13 protein-coding genes are annotated in these 15,115 nt (G+C 70.8%); 5 read left to right on the top strand and 8 right to left on the bottom strand.

All coding sequences use genetic code 11. The features are described 5' to 3' along the window. The 3 genes from BMZ47_RS22220 to BMZ47_RS22210 form a co-directional block, all read right to left on the bottom strand. Positions 1 to 974, bottom strand: a 974-nt coding sequence (locus BMZ47_RS22220) for a polysaccharide biosynthesis/export family protein (RefSeq protein ID WP_091864239.1), incomplete at its 3' end; no start/stop codon positions are given. A gap of 205 nt (positions 975 to 1,179) precedes the next feature. Next, positions 1,180 to 2,673: an LTA synthase family protein gene (locus BMZ47_RS22215; protein WP_091864238.1), complete on the bottom strand. Its 1,494-nt coding sequence runs from the start codon at positions 2,671 to 2,673 to the stop codon at positions 1,180 to 1,182. 215 nt (positions 2,674 to 2,888) lie between these two features. Beyond that, entirely contained in the window at positions 2,889 to 4,385 is a 1,497-nt protein-coding gene (locus tag BMZ47_RS22210; RefSeq protein ID WP_091864237.1) for a capsular polysaccharide export protein, LipB/KpsS family, read from the bottom strand. 336 nt (positions 4,386 to 4,721) lie between these two features. On the opposite strand from BMZ47_RS22210, the gene BMZ47_RS22205 reads away from it, so the two are divergent. The 4 genes from BMZ47_RS22205 to BMZ47_RS22190 all read left to right on the top strand — a co-directional run bounded on the left by BMZ47_RS22205 (position 4,722) and on the right by BMZ47_RS22190 (position 8,255). Then, the gene (locus BMZ47_RS22205; RefSeq protein ID WP_091864236.1) at positions 4,722 to 6,029 is read left to right on the top strand and encodes a capsule polysaccharide biogenesis protein; all 1,308 of its coding nucleotides are present in this window, start codon (positions 4,722 to 4,724) and stop codon (positions 6,027 to 6,029) included. A gap of 121 nt (positions 6,030 to 6,150) precedes the next feature. Continuing rightward, positions 6,151 to 6,918 (top strand): SDR family NAD(P)-dependent oxidoreductase, encoded by a 768-nt coding sequence (locus BMZ47_RS22200; RefSeq protein WP_007560152.1) that lies wholly within the window; start codon positions 6,151 to 6,153, stop codon positions 6,916 to 6,918. Next, positions 6,918 to 7,778, top strand: a complete 861-nt coding sequence (locus tag BMZ47_RS22195; protein WP_091864235.1) for a formyltransferase family protein — start codon at positions 6,918 to 6,920, stop codon at positions 7,776 to 7,778. Before BMZ47_RS22200 ends, BMZ47_RS22195 begins: the two co-directional genes overlap by 1 nt. 66 nt (positions 7,779 to 7,844) lie before the next feature. Continuing rightward, entirely contained in the window at positions 7,845 to 8,255 is a 411-nt protein-coding gene (locus tag BMZ47_RS22190) for a flagellar basal body rod protein FlgC (protein WP_091864234.1), read from the top strand. Here BMZ47_RS22190 and BMZ47_RS22185 read toward each other — a convergent pair. The 5 genes from BMZ47_RS22185 to BMZ47_RS22165 form a co-directional block, all read right to left on the bottom strand. Beyond that, on the bottom strand, positions 8,239 to 9,639 hold the full coding sequence (locus tag BMZ47_RS22185) for an amino acid permease (protein WP_091864247.1): 1,401 nt from the start codon (positions 9,637 to 9,639) through the stop codon (positions 8,239 to 8,241). The genes BMZ47_RS22190 and BMZ47_RS22185 overlap by 17 nt on opposite strands. Before the next feature lie 71 nt (positions 9,640 to 9,710). Then, the gene (locus BMZ47_RS22180) at positions 9,711 to 11,177 is read right to left on the bottom strand and encodes a methyl-accepting chemotaxis protein (protein WP_091864233.1); all 1,467 of its coding nucleotides are present in this window, start codon (positions 11,175 to 11,177) and stop codon (positions 9,711 to 9,713) included. Further along, positions 11,177 to 11,566: a hypothetical protein gene (locus BMZ47_RS22175; RefSeq protein WP_139221042.1), complete on the bottom strand. Its 390-nt coding sequence runs from the start codon at positions 11,564 to 11,566 to the stop codon at positions 11,177 to 11,179. Before BMZ47_RS22175 ends, BMZ47_RS22180 begins: the two co-directional genes overlap by 1 nt. A gap of 337 nt (positions 11,567 to 11,903) precedes the next feature. Continuing rightward, a complete protein-coding gene (locus BMZ47_RS22170; RefSeq protein WP_091864231.1) occupies positions 11,904 to 12,524 on the bottom strand; it encodes a LapA family protein in 621 nt (206 codons plus the stop codon). Further along, complete coding sequence (locus BMZ47_RS22165) at positions 12,521 to 14,530, bottom strand: hypothetical protein (RefSeq protein WP_091864230.1); 2,010 nt, start codon at positions 14,528 to 14,530, stop codon at positions 12,521 to 12,523. The genes BMZ47_RS22170 and BMZ47_RS22165 overlap by 4 nt, the downstream gene beginning before the upstream one ends. Before the next feature lie 258 nt (positions 14,531 to 14,788). On the opposite strand from BMZ47_RS22165, the gene rpsO reads away from it, so the two are divergent. Continuing rightward, positions 14,789 to 15,058: a 30S ribosomal protein S15 gene (gene rpsO / locus BMZ47_RS22160; protein ID WP_007560136.1), complete on the top strand. Its 270-nt coding sequence runs from the start codon at positions 14,789 to 14,791 to the stop codon at positions 15,056 to 15,058. Positions 15,059 to 15,115: the final 57 nt, after the last annotated feature.

The raw sequence follows: 15,115 nt of genomic DNA, 5'->3' as shown, positions 1-15,115 counted from the left end.
AGCTTGGTGTTCGGGTTCAGGCGGCGCACCACGCTGGCGGGCTCGAACCGGAAGATGAAGGTCCCGGCCGGGTCGGCGGCGAAGTCCGACAGGCCGCGGGCCTTGGCCAGGGCCTGGGCCAGCGTGATGCCGTCGGCCTGGAACGGCAGCTCGGTCGCCTGGCCGAGCGCGCCCACCGCCAGGAAGGTCTGCGGGTCGCGCACCAGGGTGAGCACGTCGTTGGGCCGCAGGTAGATGTTCTCCTTGGGGTTCGACACCACCGTGGTCAGCGGCACCGTGGCGGTGACCGGACCGCGCGACAGGCGCACGAAGGTCTCGGATACCGGCGAGCGGTTGCCGCCGGCGGCCGCGATGACGTCGAGGATGCGGTCGCCGTGGCCCGAGAGCGGCAGGCGGGCGCCGGCCGCGCCCTCGCCGGTGACGGTGACCGCCTGGGAGATCGGCCGGGTGACCGAGACCAGCACCTGCGGCTGGATCGCCTTGCCGGCGAGCTCGTTCTCGATCAGGCCCTGGACGTCCTGGGGCCGGCGTCCGGCGACCTTGATGCGCCCGGCATAGGGCACCGAGATCGCGCCGTCGCGGCCGACCGGCTGCTCGGGGATGAGGGCGGATTTGGATCCGGCGGAGAAGCGGTCGGCGACGAGCGGCCCGGAGAACAGGCCGCCGGATCCGGCTTCCCAGACCGAGACCGAGACCATGTCGCCGATGCCGATCACCGGCTCGGTGGAGGGGCGGTGATCGCCGAAGGAGGCGAGCAGGCTGTCGAGCGGGCGTCCGCGCAGGGCCTCGACCACGGCCGGGGTGACGTCGATGATCTCGTAGCGCGCGAGCACGCCGCCGTCGGCGGTCGCGACTTCCGCGCCCGCCTCGATCGCGCTCGCCGTCGGTCCCGCCGCGGGCAGATACGTGCAGCCGCCGATGGACCCTGCCGCAAGGGCGGCTGTCAGCGCAGTGAGCGCCGTCTTACGCAGCATCACAGAGACTTCTCCTCGCCGGCCTCCACACCATCGCTGGCTCGGACCGGGACATCCATGGTGACCGCCAAACGCTGCGATGGCTTTAACGGCCGCGTCAAACCTGCGGGCCCCTCGCGGAACCCGCGTCTCGGACAGGGTTGCTATCCGTTCGCAATGCGACACCAGCGTGGCACGGCCAAGCTCGGTGCGGTCAAGCTTAACCTTATCGCGTCCGTACCGGAATGTCTGCAAGTGTACGGGCCAGGGCTGAGCGCAGATCGCGCCCCAGGGCGTCGGCGGTGATGTCCAGGCGGCGCGGCGTGACCGGGGGAATGCCGAACCGGAACACCGCGTAATCTGTCGCTTGATCGCCGAAGCCCGGCTTGCAGGTCGGCAACGACGGTGCGTGATCTCCGAACACGCAGAGGGTGATGGTCTGGCCGCGTTCGCGGGCCAACGCGTCGAGCCCGGCCACGAGGTTCTCGACCATGCGCCCGGTATTGACGACGTGGTGGAGGTACTGCGCCTCCGGGGCGTCGATCCCGGGCAGCCGCCCGGGCTTCCACGGCCCGTGATTCTCCATCGTGACGCAGAACAGGAACAGCGGCGTGCGCCGCGCCCTGACTTCGTCGAGCAGGCGCTCGCCCAGGGCCACGTCGCCGACATAGGGGCCGACCCTCGGCGCGGCCGTGAACGTCTCGCCCATCACCAGATCGGCGAAGCCGAAGGCCTGCATCACCTTCGCCCGGCGGAAGAAATCCCTGTGGAACGGGTGCAGGAACAGGGTCCCGTAGCCCCGGCTGCCCGCCAGCCGGGCCAGGCTGGTCGGCTCGTCGCCGCTGCGGGACGTGTAGGGATCGTACCGGCCGAAGCCGAGGCTGTCGGAGGGCCGGCCGGTGAGCACGGCGTGCTCGCTGCGCATCGTGTAGGCGCCGTGCGCCGGAACCCGCAGCCGGCCGTATTGGATGGCCCGGGTGCGGAACAGTTCCATCGCCGGCAGTGCCGGGCCACCGAGGCGCTCGGGATCGATGAACGACTCGAGCTGGATCACCACGACCACGTCGTCGCCCGGGCCGGAGGGCAGCGTTGGCACCGCTGGCACCGGAGCGCTGCCGGCCAGCGCCCGGGCCGTATAGCCGAGCAGGCTCGCCGGCAGGCCGACCCGCGCGACATCCGCCTCGAGGTCCGGCTCTGGGAACCAGCGCGCGATCAGCTTCGCCAGCGGCGGCCGGGAGGCGGCGCGGAACAGCAGCCAGAGCGCCAGGGGCAAGCCGAGCATCGCCGCGACGCGCGGGACCGGCGCGTCCGGCAGGACGCTCGGCTCGGTTCGGTACCAGATCACTGTCGCGATCAGGGTCAGGATCACGGGGATCGAGATGCGCGGATCCCAGACCGGCGGGATGTAATAGAGCTGCGGATGGCGCGGCACCTGCGGCAGCAGGACGAAATCGCTGAACAGCAGCGGCTCGCCGATCACCGAGCGCTTGGCGCGGCTGACATAGATCAGCGCCGCCACCGAGACGACGCAGGTCAGGGCCGCCAGCCAGGGCCGCCACGAGAAGGCGAACCAGAACAGCAGGATCAGCAGATAGCCCAGCAACCGCAGGGCGAGGTCGCGCGGGGCCAGGCTCGCCCGGGTGAGCGAATCGCCGACGAAGACCTCGAGGGCGAGGCAGATGGCGAGCGTAAGGCTGGCAGCGATGAGGAACGTCGTCACGATAAAGGAACTCGGCGAGATGCGCGCGTGCCAGGGGTCGCCAGGGGATGCGGACCGGCCCGGAAAACGATGCGGAAACAGGGGCTTCGGAGGACTTTTCGGAGCGCGGATGTCGGGCCCGTCACGTCACCGCCGACGGCGACCGGAACGGCCTCTATCCCCCTGCTCGTGTGCAGATATCCCGAGAAGCTGGATGCCACGATTGCGCCCCCGCCCTAGCGCGGCCCGGCCTCACGGCCGACGCCGCGGCGGTTGCGCAGCGCCCGCACGATCGGATTGAACAGGCCGTAGCGCATCCGCATGACGAGATGGGCGGTGCGGCCGATCGAGAGCGCGTTGCGCGGGGCGGCCTCCCGGGCGGCACTGAGCCGGTCGAGGAGCTGCTCGGGGCTGCACGGCTTCATCGCCACGGGATCGAGGTAGCGCGAATAGAGGATCATCGCGCCGGCCACCAACTCGTCCAGGGTCAGCGTGCGGCCGCGGTCGGCCCCCGGTGCCAGATCCTCCGACAGGCCCCAGCCGGAGTAGAATGGCCGGCCATGGGCCGCCACGCTGAGCCCGCGGATCAGCGCCTCGAAGCCCGCGAGCGACGTCATGGTCTCGACGTGATGCACCCGGTCGAGCAGGTCGACGATGCTGATCCCCGCCACGATCCGGTCGGCCAGGGTGAGGGCCTCGGCCTCCGGGATGATGCCGGGCCGGAACCCCGCCTCGACATCGGGATGGGGCTTGTAGAGCAGGAAGGCGTCGGGGTTGCGCCGGCGGGCGGTCTCCAGCAGCGCGCGGTTCGAGCGGACCAGCGGCGAGCCGTGCTGCACCGAGGCGTCGTCCTCGACCTGTCCCGGCACCAGCACGATCCGCCGACCGGCCGGCCAGTCGAGGGCGGCGGCGTCGAGGCCGACATTGTATTTGCTCAGGCGGCGCGCAACGACCTCCTCGCGCAGGCGCTTGGCCCGATTCACCAGCTCGGGCGGGAAATCCGCCTCGGCCAGCAGGCGCTGCAGGCGGCTCTCCCGGCGCGGGTCGTAGTAGATGCCCAGGTCGTCGACCACGATGGAGGCGCCGGGCTGCAGGCTCGCCCCGAGGCCCACCGAGCGCAGAAAACCGTCCTCCACCCGGGCGAGCGGCAGACCGGCCTGCCTGCAGGCCTCTTCGAGCTTGCCCGGCGCACGGGTCGCCCAGGCGAGGATCCGGCCTTGATGACGCTTGCCCGCCTCGACCGCGGCCTCCGCCGTCATGGTGTGGACCGGGCGCCCGGCCGGTCCGGTGCCGAGCACGTCGAGGGCGGGCCGCTTCCAGCGCGACATGCCGACATAGACGACGCGCCGGTCGTTCTCGGCAAACCGTGCCGCGAGCCAGGCGACGTGCTCGCTGCAGGCCTCGCGGCCGATCGGCTGGCGGGTCCAGGGATCGAAGTAGTGGATGCCGCCCTCCCCGCCGAACGGCCTGCCGTCGAGGCTGAGCCGCAGGGACGCGAACCCGGTCTCGGGCCGGTCGTACGGGCTCAGCAGCGGGCCCGGCGCGACGACGAGCCGGCGGCGGCCCCCGAGCGCGAGCATCCGGTCCGGCAGGCTCTTCGCCCCCCAGACGGCGCCGACCGCGCTCGGCCGTACCGGGGCGAAGGCGAGACCCGTCGCAGCCTCGATCTCCGCCCGCAGGCGGCGGATCGTCCGGCCGGTCGCGTAGAGCGCCGGGGTCGGTTCAAGGGACATGATGGGGCGTCCAGCTCCGGTCGTCTCGATCGTTCGGGCCGCCTAGTAGCGCATTTTACCCGGCATGGGATGGCCGGCCGAATGGGGACAAGCGTGGCAGATCCATCAAAGCGTCACGGCGTGGAAAGGATTTGGACATATCGTCGCCGTGATTGCCCCCTCAATCCAGGCGGTGGCCGCGAAACTGCGACCGTTGCAGACGGGCCACGCCGGAGCGGAAACGCCACCCTGCGACGCGGCCTCGGATTGCCGGGCCGCGATGCTGCGTGCCACCTCTGGTCATTCTTTCCGGTCCGGCTCCGTCCGGCCGAGGGTCAAGGATAGAAGCGCCGCGGAATGCAAAAGACCGCCCCCGACGCCCTCCGCGACCGTCCTGCAACCTTTCTGTTCCTGCAGGGCATCGCCTCTCCGTTCTTCTCCGACCTCGGCAAGGCCCTGCGCGCGCGGGGCCACGAGGTGCGGCGCATCAACCTCTGCCCGGGTGACTGGCTGTTCTGGAACGGGAAGGCCGACAATTACCGCGGTCGCCGCGAGGCCTGGGGCACCTATCTCGAATCGTATCTCGACCGCGAAGCCGTCACCGACATCGTCCTGTTCGGCGATTGCCGGCCGTTCCACCGGGCGGCCCGGATGATCGCGGAGGTCCGGGGCCTGCGCGTCCACGTCTTCGAGGAAGGCTATATCCGGCCCAACTGGATCACCTGCGAGCTCGGCGGGGTGAACGGCTTCTCGTCGCTGCCGCGCACGGCGGACGAGGTCCGCGCCCTGGCGCGGCGCCTGCCCCAGCCCGGCCGGGCGATGCCGTCCACCGGCGACATGGCCCGCCGCAGCGTCTGGGACGTGAGCTACAACGTCGCCAACATCGCGTTTCCCTATCTCTTCCCGCACTTCCGCAGCCACCGGCCGACCCATATCGCGGCCGAATACGCGGGCTGGATCAAGAAGTTCAGCCGCCGCTCCCATACCCGACGCGAGGCGGCGCGCTGCGACGAGATCTACCGCGCGGTCGGCTGCGACTACTTCCTGCTGCCGCTCCAGCTCGACAGCGACTACCAGATCCGGGTGCACTCACCGTTCCTGGGCGTCGAAGGCTTCATGGACCGGGTGATCAAGTCCTTCGCGGACGCGTCCTCGGCGCCGACCCGGCTCCTGGTGAAGCTGCATCCGTTGGACAGCGGGCTGATCAACTGGCGCAAGTTCGCCCGCGCCTCGGCCCGGCGCCACGGCGTCAGCGACCGGCTCGACTTCATCGACGGCGGCGATCTGCCCTCCCTGATCAAGGGCGCCCGCGGCGTCGTCATCGTGAACTCGACGGTGGGCATGCTGTCCCTGGAGATGGGCCGCCCGACCCACGCGGTCGGGACCGCGATCTACAACATGGCCGGCCTGACCCATCAGGGCGACCTCGACAGCTTCTGGACGAACCCGACCGCGCCCGACATGGGCCTGATGGCCGATTTCCGGCGCGTCGTGCTGCACCGGACGCAGGTCAACGGCGGCTTCTTCTCCAAGGGGGCGATCGAGCGGGCGGTGGCCGGCTCGGTGCCGCGGATGGAATCCGCCCTGCCCGATTCGATGCTGGCCGCCGCGCGGACGATCCGCGAGGGCCGCGAGGGCGACGGGCAACTCGCGCCCGTCTATTGAAGCGGAACGGGAAACGGGCGGGTTTTCGCCGAGCGTTTCCGGGTCGAGCCGAACCTTTAAGTCACCGGTGAGCGCTTCCCGGTCTTGATCTTTGCGTGCTGCACGGCGTAGCACCCGCGTCATGCCCCGCATTCTGATCACTGGCGCGTCGAGCGGTATCGGCGCTGCGCTCGCACGCCATTACGCGCGTGCCGACGCGAGCCTCATCCTCATCGGACGCAATGTCGACCGCCTCGAAGCCGTAGCCCGGGATTGCCGGGCCAGCGGCGCCACCGTCGAGGCGGTGCGCCTCGACACCCGGGACCGGGCCGCCGCGATCGACCTGATCCACAAAGCCGACGCGGCCCAGCCGCTGGACCTCGTCATCGCCAACGCTGCGGTGAACGGCGGCAACCAGAAGGGCGAGGTGGAGCCGGAGGCGACGGCGTTCGAGACCGCCGACATCAACTATACCGGCTCGCTCAACATCGTGCTCCCGACCCTGACCCTGATGCTCCAGCGCGGGCGCGGGCAGATCGTGCTGATGTCCTCGCTGGCCGCCTACGCGCCGCTTCAGGATGCCCCGGCCTATAGCGGTGCCAAGGCCGCCCTGGTCGCCCACGGGCTGGCCCTGCGCCAGAAGGTCGGGCCGCGCGGCGTGAAGGTCAACGTCGTGGCCCCGGGCTACGTGAAGACCCCGATGGGCGGCGAGTTGAAGGGCTGGCGCCCCCTGGAGATGAGCGCCGAGGAAGCGGCCCAGCACATCGTCAAGGGTATCGCGAAGGATCGCGACGTGGTCGCCTTTCCGCTCGTCCTGGCCGCCCTGGCGCGCACCGTGCTGCTCCTGCCGGAGAGCGTCCGCCGGGCGAGCCTCTACGCGTTCCGGTTCCAGCGTCGGCCGCGCCGCTGATGGCCCGCGCCCGGATCGCCCTCTTCGTCCTGGAGGCGCTGCCCAATGCGCGGGTGGTGCGCCGGTTCGTCGCCGATCACCGGGCCGACATCGCCTTCGTCGGGCTCTCGAACGCGGAGCGGCCGTCGAGCGGCGGCCTGACCGGGCAGGTCCGCAAGCATCTCGCCCGCTCGGGCACCGGGATCCTGCCCTATCTCGCGGTGAATTTTGGGCTGCCGGACCTGCTGCGCCCGCTGGCGCCCCTGACCCAGGCGGTGGCCGGCAGCGGCGACGCGCCGGAGGCGACGCCGCTCAAGACCCTGTGCCGGCGCCTCGGTATCCCGACCCTGACGGTCGACGACGTCAACGGCCCCGAGGTCGCGCAACGATTGCGCGAGACCGCCCCCGACCTGATCCTGACCTATCATTTCGACCAGATCCTGAAGGCCGAGACCATCGGGCTGGCGCGGCTGGGCGGCATCAACGGCCATCCCGGGCTGCTGCCGCGCCATCGCGGCCCGGTTCCCACGATCCATGCGCTCGCCGACGGGCCCGGCAGCTTCGGCATGACCCTGCACCGGCTCGCCGCGACGATCGATACCGGGGCGATCCTCGCCCAGGAGGCCGTGCCGCTCCCGGCCGACACCACGGCCACGCGGGCGGCCGTGGCGCTCCACGCCCATGGGCGCGGCATGCTGGACCGGCTGCTCGACGCGATCGCCCGCACGGACCGGATGCCTGAAGGCCGGACCACGGAAGTCCTGCCCTATTGCCCGTTCCCGGACCGCGCGTTGCTGGCCTCCCTGCGCCGCAGGGGCCTGCGGCTCACCGACGGGCGGGACCTGCGCGAGGCGGTAAGCCTCTCGGGACGAGCCGCTTAACCGAGCGTTAAGGCTGTTGCGCGGAGGATCGTGCGGCCCCTCCCCGTGCCGCCCGAGCCAATTCGCATGCCGGATACCAGCCCCCTCAAGGCGGCCACGGACGCGCTGGCCTACGGCCGTCGGATCCAGAGCGGCCGGATCCGGGCGATCTCCGAGAACATCGCGAACGCCGATTCGGCCCCGGCCGATCCGAGCGGGACGCCCTATGCCCGGAAGATCGCGGTGTTCCAGCCGGTCGACGTCGACAGGGCGCGCGAGCCGGTGGGCCGAATCCTGCGCGACAGCAGCGATTTCCGCCGGCGCTACGACCCGTCCAACGCGGCCGCCGACCGGCAGGGCTATGTCCGCCTGCCGAACGTCAACGTCGCCTTGGAATCGGCCGACCTGCAGCGCGTGATCCGGACCTACGAGCTGAACCTCAGTGCCGAGGCCTCGATCGATTCGGTGAGCCGGGCGACGCTCAACCTGCTCGGGTGAGCCGGGCGTTGCGCCTGCCGTAGCCGGCATAGATCGCCAGCCCGATCACCAGCCAGACCGCGAGCCGGATCCAGGTATCGGCCGGCAGCGAGGCCATCAGGATCAGGCAGGACAGGATGCCGAGCACGGCCATCGGCGCCGCCGCCGGCACGCGGAACGGGCGGGGCCGGTCGGGCTGCGTCCGGCGCAGGATCAGCACGAGGGCGCAGACCAGGCAGAATGCCAGCAGCGTCCCGATGCTGACGAGCTCGCCCAGGATATCGATCGGCACCAGCCCGGCCACCGCCGCGGTGAACAGCCCGATCACAACCTGGCTCGTCACCGGGGCCCGCGTGGCCGGATCGACCCGGCAGAACAGGCGCGGCAGCAGCCCGTCCCGGGCCATGGCGAAGAAGATCCGGCCCTGGCCGTAGAGCGCCGTGAGCGCCGAGGTGGTCAGCCCGATCAGGGCGCCGAGCTTGATCACGATGGCGAGGCTGGGCAGCGCCAGGCGGTCGATCGCCTTGGCGATCGGGTCCGCGACGTCCAGCTCCCGATAGGGCACGAGGCCGGTCAGCACCGCCGCCACCGCCACGTACAGGATGGCGCTGATCGCGAGCGAGCCGATCAGCCCGATCGGCGCGTCGCGCTGGGGCGCCCGGCACTCGCCCGCCGCGGTCGCGACCGTCTCGAAGCCGATGAAGGCGAAGAACACCACGGCGGCTCCGCGGAACACGCCGCTCCATCCGTAGCTGCCGAACGCACCGGCATTGTCCGGCACGAACGGGTGCCACAGGGCCGGCTGCAGATGGACCACGCCGACGCCCACGAAGGCGAGGATGATCGCGACCTTGCAGGCCACCAGGAGCCCATTGATCAGCGATGCGTCCCGAGTCGAGCGCGTCAGCAGCGCGGTCAGCATCAGCACGATGCCGGCCGCCGGCAGGTTCACGAGGCCCCCGTCCCCCGGCGCCCCCGACAGCGCCGCCGGCAGCCTCAAGCCGAAATCCGCCGCGAGCGATTGCGCGTAGCCGGACCAGCCGACCGCGACGGTTGCCGCCGCCATGGCGAATTCGAGCACGAGGTCCCAACCGATGATCCAGGCCGGGAGCAGGCCGAGGCACGCCCGCGTGTAGGTGTAGGTCGAGCCGGCCTCGGGGATCATGGCGGCCAGTTCGGCGTAGCACAGGCCGACGAAGCCGCAGGCGATGCCGCCGATCAGGAAGGAGAGGCTGATCGCCGGACCGGCATATTGTGCCGCGGCGGTCCCGGTCAGGACGAAGACACCCGCGCCGATCGTGGCGCCGAGCCCGATCGCCACGAGGCCTGGAGCGGTGAGGCTGCGGGCGAGGCTGGAATGCCCGGCCGTCGGGTTCTCGATCGGGCCTAGGGCGGTGTCGGGTATGTCGAGGCTCACGGTCTTCAGTCACCGGATGTGTCGGATGAGAACCCGGTCAGCAAGTTCCGAGCCGGGCCTCAGGCGGCGCGCACGGAAGCCAGGAAGCGCCCGACCTCCCTGCGCAGGTCCGCGAACTCTTTCGACAGGTCGGAGACCGACGCAAGCACGCGGCCGGCCTCGGAGCCCGTGACCTGCACGTCGCCCGTCACATCCGTGAGCGTGGCGGTGATGGCGCTCGTGTCGGTGGCGGCCTCCGAGACGTTCCGCAGGATCTCCCGCGTGGCCACGCCCTGCTGCTCGACCGCCGCGGTCATCGCGGTGGCGAGGCCGCTCATGTCGCGGATCCGGACGGTGATGCCGTCCACCGCTGCCACCGCCTGCCCGGTGGAGCTCTGGATGCGGTTGACCTGCGCGGCGATCTCCTGCGTGGCCTGCGCCGTCTGATCCGCGAGTTCCTTGACCTCGGCGGCGACCACCGCGAAGCCGCGGCCCGCCTCCCCGGCCCGGGCCGCCTCGATCGTGGCGTTGAGGGCGAGCAGGTTGGTCTGGGCGGCGATCGACGAGATCAGCGCGACCACATCGCCGATGCGTTCGGCCGCCGTGCGCAGCTCGGTGACGAGCGGCGTCGCCGCGGCAGCCTGGTCGGCCGCTTCGCGGGCCATCCCGGCCGACACGTCGACCTGCCGGCCGATCTCGCCGATGGTCGAGCCCAGCTCCGCGGCCGCCGCCGCGGCGTTCTGCACCTTGCCGGCGGCACCGCCGGCGGCGGCCGTCACCGCGATGGACCGGTCCGCCGTGGCATTCGCCGTCGCGGCCATGCTGGCTGCCGTCGCCTCGACGGCGTCGGCCGCTGTGGCGACGTGATCGAGGATGCTGCCGATCGTCTCCTCGAAGGTGCGGGCGAGCTGCGCGGTCCCGGACTTGCGCGCGGCCTCGAGCGCGGACCGGGTCGAGGCGGCCTCGCGCTCCAGCTCCATGGCCCGGGCGAGCTGCGCCTGCGCGTGTGCCTCGGACGAGGCGAGGGCCCGGAAGGAGTCCTCCACGGTCCGGCAGACCCAGACCAGGATGCCGGTCTCGACGAGCACGATCGCCGCGTGAAGGATCACCCGGCCGAGATCGCCCGCCCCGCCGGGAAAGATCAGGGCCGGCATCGCGAGATCGAGGGCGAGGTGATGCACGGCCGTGGCCGCCGCTGCCGCCAGGATCACGCGCCAGTCGCACCAGCCGGCCAGCATCGCCAAACAGGCGAAGAAGTACATGTGCAGGTCGATCTGCCAGGGATGGCCCGCGAAGGCGACCAGCAGGAGCGCTGCCATGCCCACGAGGGCCAAGCCGCTCACGATTCGGGTGGCCGCGCTCGCCGGGTCGCGCAACCACAGTGCCGTCGTGACGCCCGCGAGGCAGATGGCGCCGACCACCGGCCCCAGAGCCGGAAACGCCGACGTCAGCACGGCTTCGGCCGCGCCGATCAGCGCGACATGCGCCCAGAGAAGCGGGATCAGGAAGCGGCCGAACCGGCGCTGAAGGGTTTCGAGATGGTTCATCAGGGCAGATTCCCGGCCGTGTCCGCGGCGGTGGTCAACGAAGACGGTGAGGGTGCGGACGGTCCGCATCCCTCGGCGAGACGGCCATCAAGGACGAGGCGGGCGCCCGCGGCGTAGAGACGGCGCGCGAAGCCCGCCCGGTCCGAACGGGCCAGCAGGACGTTGTCCGAGCCGCCGCGGTTCAGGACGGTCCCGCCCGCCTCCGCGATGATCCGGACGGCATCGGTTGTGTCGGCGCCGGGCGGTGCGACAACCGCCACCACCTCCGATTGGGGCAGCGCCAGGACGGCCAGCGGCACCAGCAGGCCGGCCAGGCAGCCGAGCGCTCCGACCCCCCATTCGACCGCGGCGCGACGAGAGGGGCGTGGATGACCAAGGCGTGCAGGCATCACCGGAAAGGCGTAGGGTTCGGCATCGGGCGCAACCTTTCGGCGATCAAGTCTAAAGAAAGTGTTGCGCGGACATATAGAGCGCTATCCTCCGTGGCCAGTGGTGTCGCTCAGCGATTGCCCACCAATCCCAGCATAAAATCGTTGTTCGAACGGGCCGAATTTCGCACGAATGACATACGATGACTCCTGAATTATTTCGATTGATTCTCGGAAATGGCCGTGTGGGCAACTTAATCAGATTTTGGATTTAATGTTCGATATTGAAATGAGAGACCGAGATTTGTAAATTTCAATGATCGCAGTAGTCTGATAAAAATCCAGCTTTCCGTTGTGTTCAAGGCGGGGTGATCTTCGCAGTCGGCGGTTCGGTCTCCACCATTCGCTTGTCGGTTCGGAAGAGTCTGGCCACCAGGCCCGAGAATTTCATGAAGGCGCGGCCCTGCGGGGTGATGACGTAGCCGTCCCCCGCCGGGGCGACGTTGCCCGAGGCGGTCTGCTCCGCCAGACGGCGCTCGATCTGGTGGAACTCGCCGAGATAGACCGACTCGAACACCGCCCGCGCCCGCTCGGCGCTGAAGCGCTCTTCGGGCCGGGCCGCCATCTGGCCGAGCAGGAACACGCTGATCGAGCGGTCGACCGTGACGGGGAAGATCACGAAGACGCTGAGGTTCAGGGCGAGCGACAGCACGCAGGCGCCGAGGGCGTCCCGGCGCCGCAGGCCCCAGGCGCGGCCGATCCCGGCCAGGAGCACCGTCACCGCACCGGTCAGCAGGAAGGCGACGATCAGAAGGATCAGGCCGCGGTAGAACAGGATCGTCACGCCGGACCAGAGATCCGTCTGGAACAGAAGCGCGAAACAGGCGAGCCCGATGAGCAGGGCGCCGGCATGCAGCGCGGTCTGGGCCGCGAGCCAGCGCAGGGTCAGCCCCAGGCGCGCCTGGGCGGTCGGAGTCATCGGGCCCCTCCACCGAGATCGTCGACCGCCAGGATCCGGACGAGCGGCGAGGCATAGAGCGGTCGGCCGTGCCACACCCACGAATCCGGGTTTGCCCAGGGGGCGTCCTGCGCGGTGACGACCAGCGCGTCGATGCCGGCGGCGGTGGCCCGGCGGCGCACCTCGTCCCCGTCGAGCGCATCGCGGAAGATCGGCTCGACCTGCGCGAGCCGCTCCGCGACGGCCGCCTGCGAGGCGCCGAACAGACGCGCCTCCCGATCGGCCACCCCGACCCGCTGGCCTCCGTAGAGACCGAAATCGAACACGCGCGGCGCGCCGGGCGCGTGCTGCAGCACCCGAGTCCGGGGCAGATGCGTGCCGGCCCAGGTATAGGCCGTCCGCAGGGCGCGATCGATGTCGGGGCGGCCGTTGAGAAAGGCGAAGCTCGGGACGCCGGAAGCGGGATAGGCCCGCATCCCGGCAAAGCCGTAGAGGGTCGTGGCGTAGCCGAGCAGGAGCAGCGCCGCGATCAGGGCGGGAAGACGGAGCCGTTCTCCTGCGGCCCGGATCAGGGCCGCCACGGTCCAGGCCAGAGTCGCGACCTGCGCCAGCAGGACCACACGCCAGCCCAGGTCGTTGTAGAGGATCGCGGAGCGCAGGAAGCCCCCGATCAGCAGGGAGGTGACCGCCACGATGGTCAGCAGCCGTCCGGCGTCCCGGGCGTGCGCCTCGCGCCGGGGCACCATCCGCCAGAACAGGAACGCGCCTGCGGCGAAGACCCCGAAGGCCAGGTAGTAGTTGAGCGGCAGCAGGATCAGGCGGAGCAGGGTCAGGACCCAGCTGTCCGCCATGCCCTCGATCGGGCCGAAGCTCCGGACCGCGAAGACGATCGCCTGCCCGGCCTCGCTCCGGCTTGCCAGGAGCCCGGACAGGTACGGCGCGGCCAGGAGGGCGGCCACGAGCCCGGACGCGACGAGCCGGCCGGCCTCGCGCCAGCGGCGCTCGATCGTGAGCAGGGCAAGCCAGGTCCCGGCCGCCGCGACCGTGCCCAGGCAGACCCAGACCGACAGGCCCGCGCAGGCCGCGAACGCGGTACCCGCCACGATCACCGTCGCGCCGGGGGCGCGACGCTGCCCGTCCGCGGCCTCGGCCAGGGCCAGGAGCCCCAGCCAGCCCGCGATGGCGCCGGCGACATGGTGCGGAACCCAGACCAGGGAGCCCGGCCAGTTGAGCACCTGCTCGTTCAGCCATTCCGGCATCGGGATCCAGAGCCCGGTCTCGACCCGGTTGCGGATGACCAGCAGGATGTCGAGCCCGCCCGCCGGGAGCAGCAGGAGGGTCGCCAGCCGTACCCGGCGCCGGGCGGTCTCGCGCACCAGCCCGGTGGCGGCGAGCAGCCGGTCCAGCAGGCCGAGCAACCCGATCCCGGTCCAGAACGCCATCCCGGCGAAGGCGGTGCGCCCGTCGACCAGCGCCCCGCCGGCACAGTCGACGAGCGCGCAGAGCGTGTAGAAGAAGTAGTAATAGCCGGCGCGCTCAGGCCGGGCGAAGAACGGATCCAGGGGCGGCAGGCCCGCCTCGACGATCGTTCGGGTCAGGCTCGCATGCTTGACGAGGTCGATCACGGTCACCGGCTGGTACAGGCCCGTTCCGGTATCGATGTCGATCAGCGCGTAGGCGACGATCCCGAGCCAGAGCAGCATCAGCGCCAGCGGGCCTGCCGCCGCCGCAAGGTCGATCCGGCTCCGGCACGCCCGGACCGCCGGGGCCAGTCCCGCCAGCCCGAGCCCGACATTCGCCAGCACGGCGACCGGGATGCCTGCAGCCTGGACCAGCAGGCTGTCGAGGATCGGCAGCAGGCCGAGGCCGAGCGTCGCGGCACAGAGCAGGCGGTCTCTGGTCCTGAGGGCGCGGAACCCCAGGATCCCGGTCAGGCTGCCCAGGGCGTAGCCCGGCAACAGGATGAGGGGGACGCCGAGCAGCGTCGCCACCAGGACGCCGCACGCGTCGGTGAGGCTCGCGTTCATCGCCGGACCACCCTTCGTGCGGGTTCCGGCTAGCACACGGGTGTTAACCCTTCCGCGGCGCGGCCCTCCGGGCTCGGGGCTGGCGTATCCGGCGGTTTCGTGTATGGATCGCGCAGCCTCGGCCCGGGTTACCGGGCGGGGCTTGAGCCGCTTGGCGCTGTGACCGTGCTGGACGACATCCCGGCACCGGCCGAACGCCGAGCTCGAGCGCCCCGACCAGGGCGCCGCATCCGACCAGCACAACCCGAAAGGCATGCGATGTCGATCACGGCAGAGCGCAAGACCGCGCTCATCAAGGAACACCGCAAGGACGCCAAGGACACCGGGTCCCCCGAGGTCCAGGTCGCGATCCTCACCGAGCGGATCACCAACCTGACCGGCCACTTCAAGACCCACGGCAAGGACAACCATTCCCGCCGGGGCCTGCTGAAGATGGTCTCGCAGCGCCGCTCGCTGCTCGACTACGTGAAGCGCAAGGACGAGGCCCGCTACCGCGCCCTCATCGAGCGTCTCGGCATCCGCCGCTAAGATCCACCACGCGCGGTTCCGAGCCCGGCTCGGGACCGCGTTCGACACTCTCGGGCT

The organism is Methylobacterium brachiatum (assembly GCF_900113845.1).
Lineage (GTDB): Bacteria > Pseudomonadota > Alphaproteobacteria > Rhizobiales > Beijerinckiaceae > Methylobacterium > Methylobacterium brachiatum.
The sequence above is the reverse complement of the archived record's forward strand: the minus strand, read 5'-3'. Positions and strand labels throughout refer to the sequence as shown.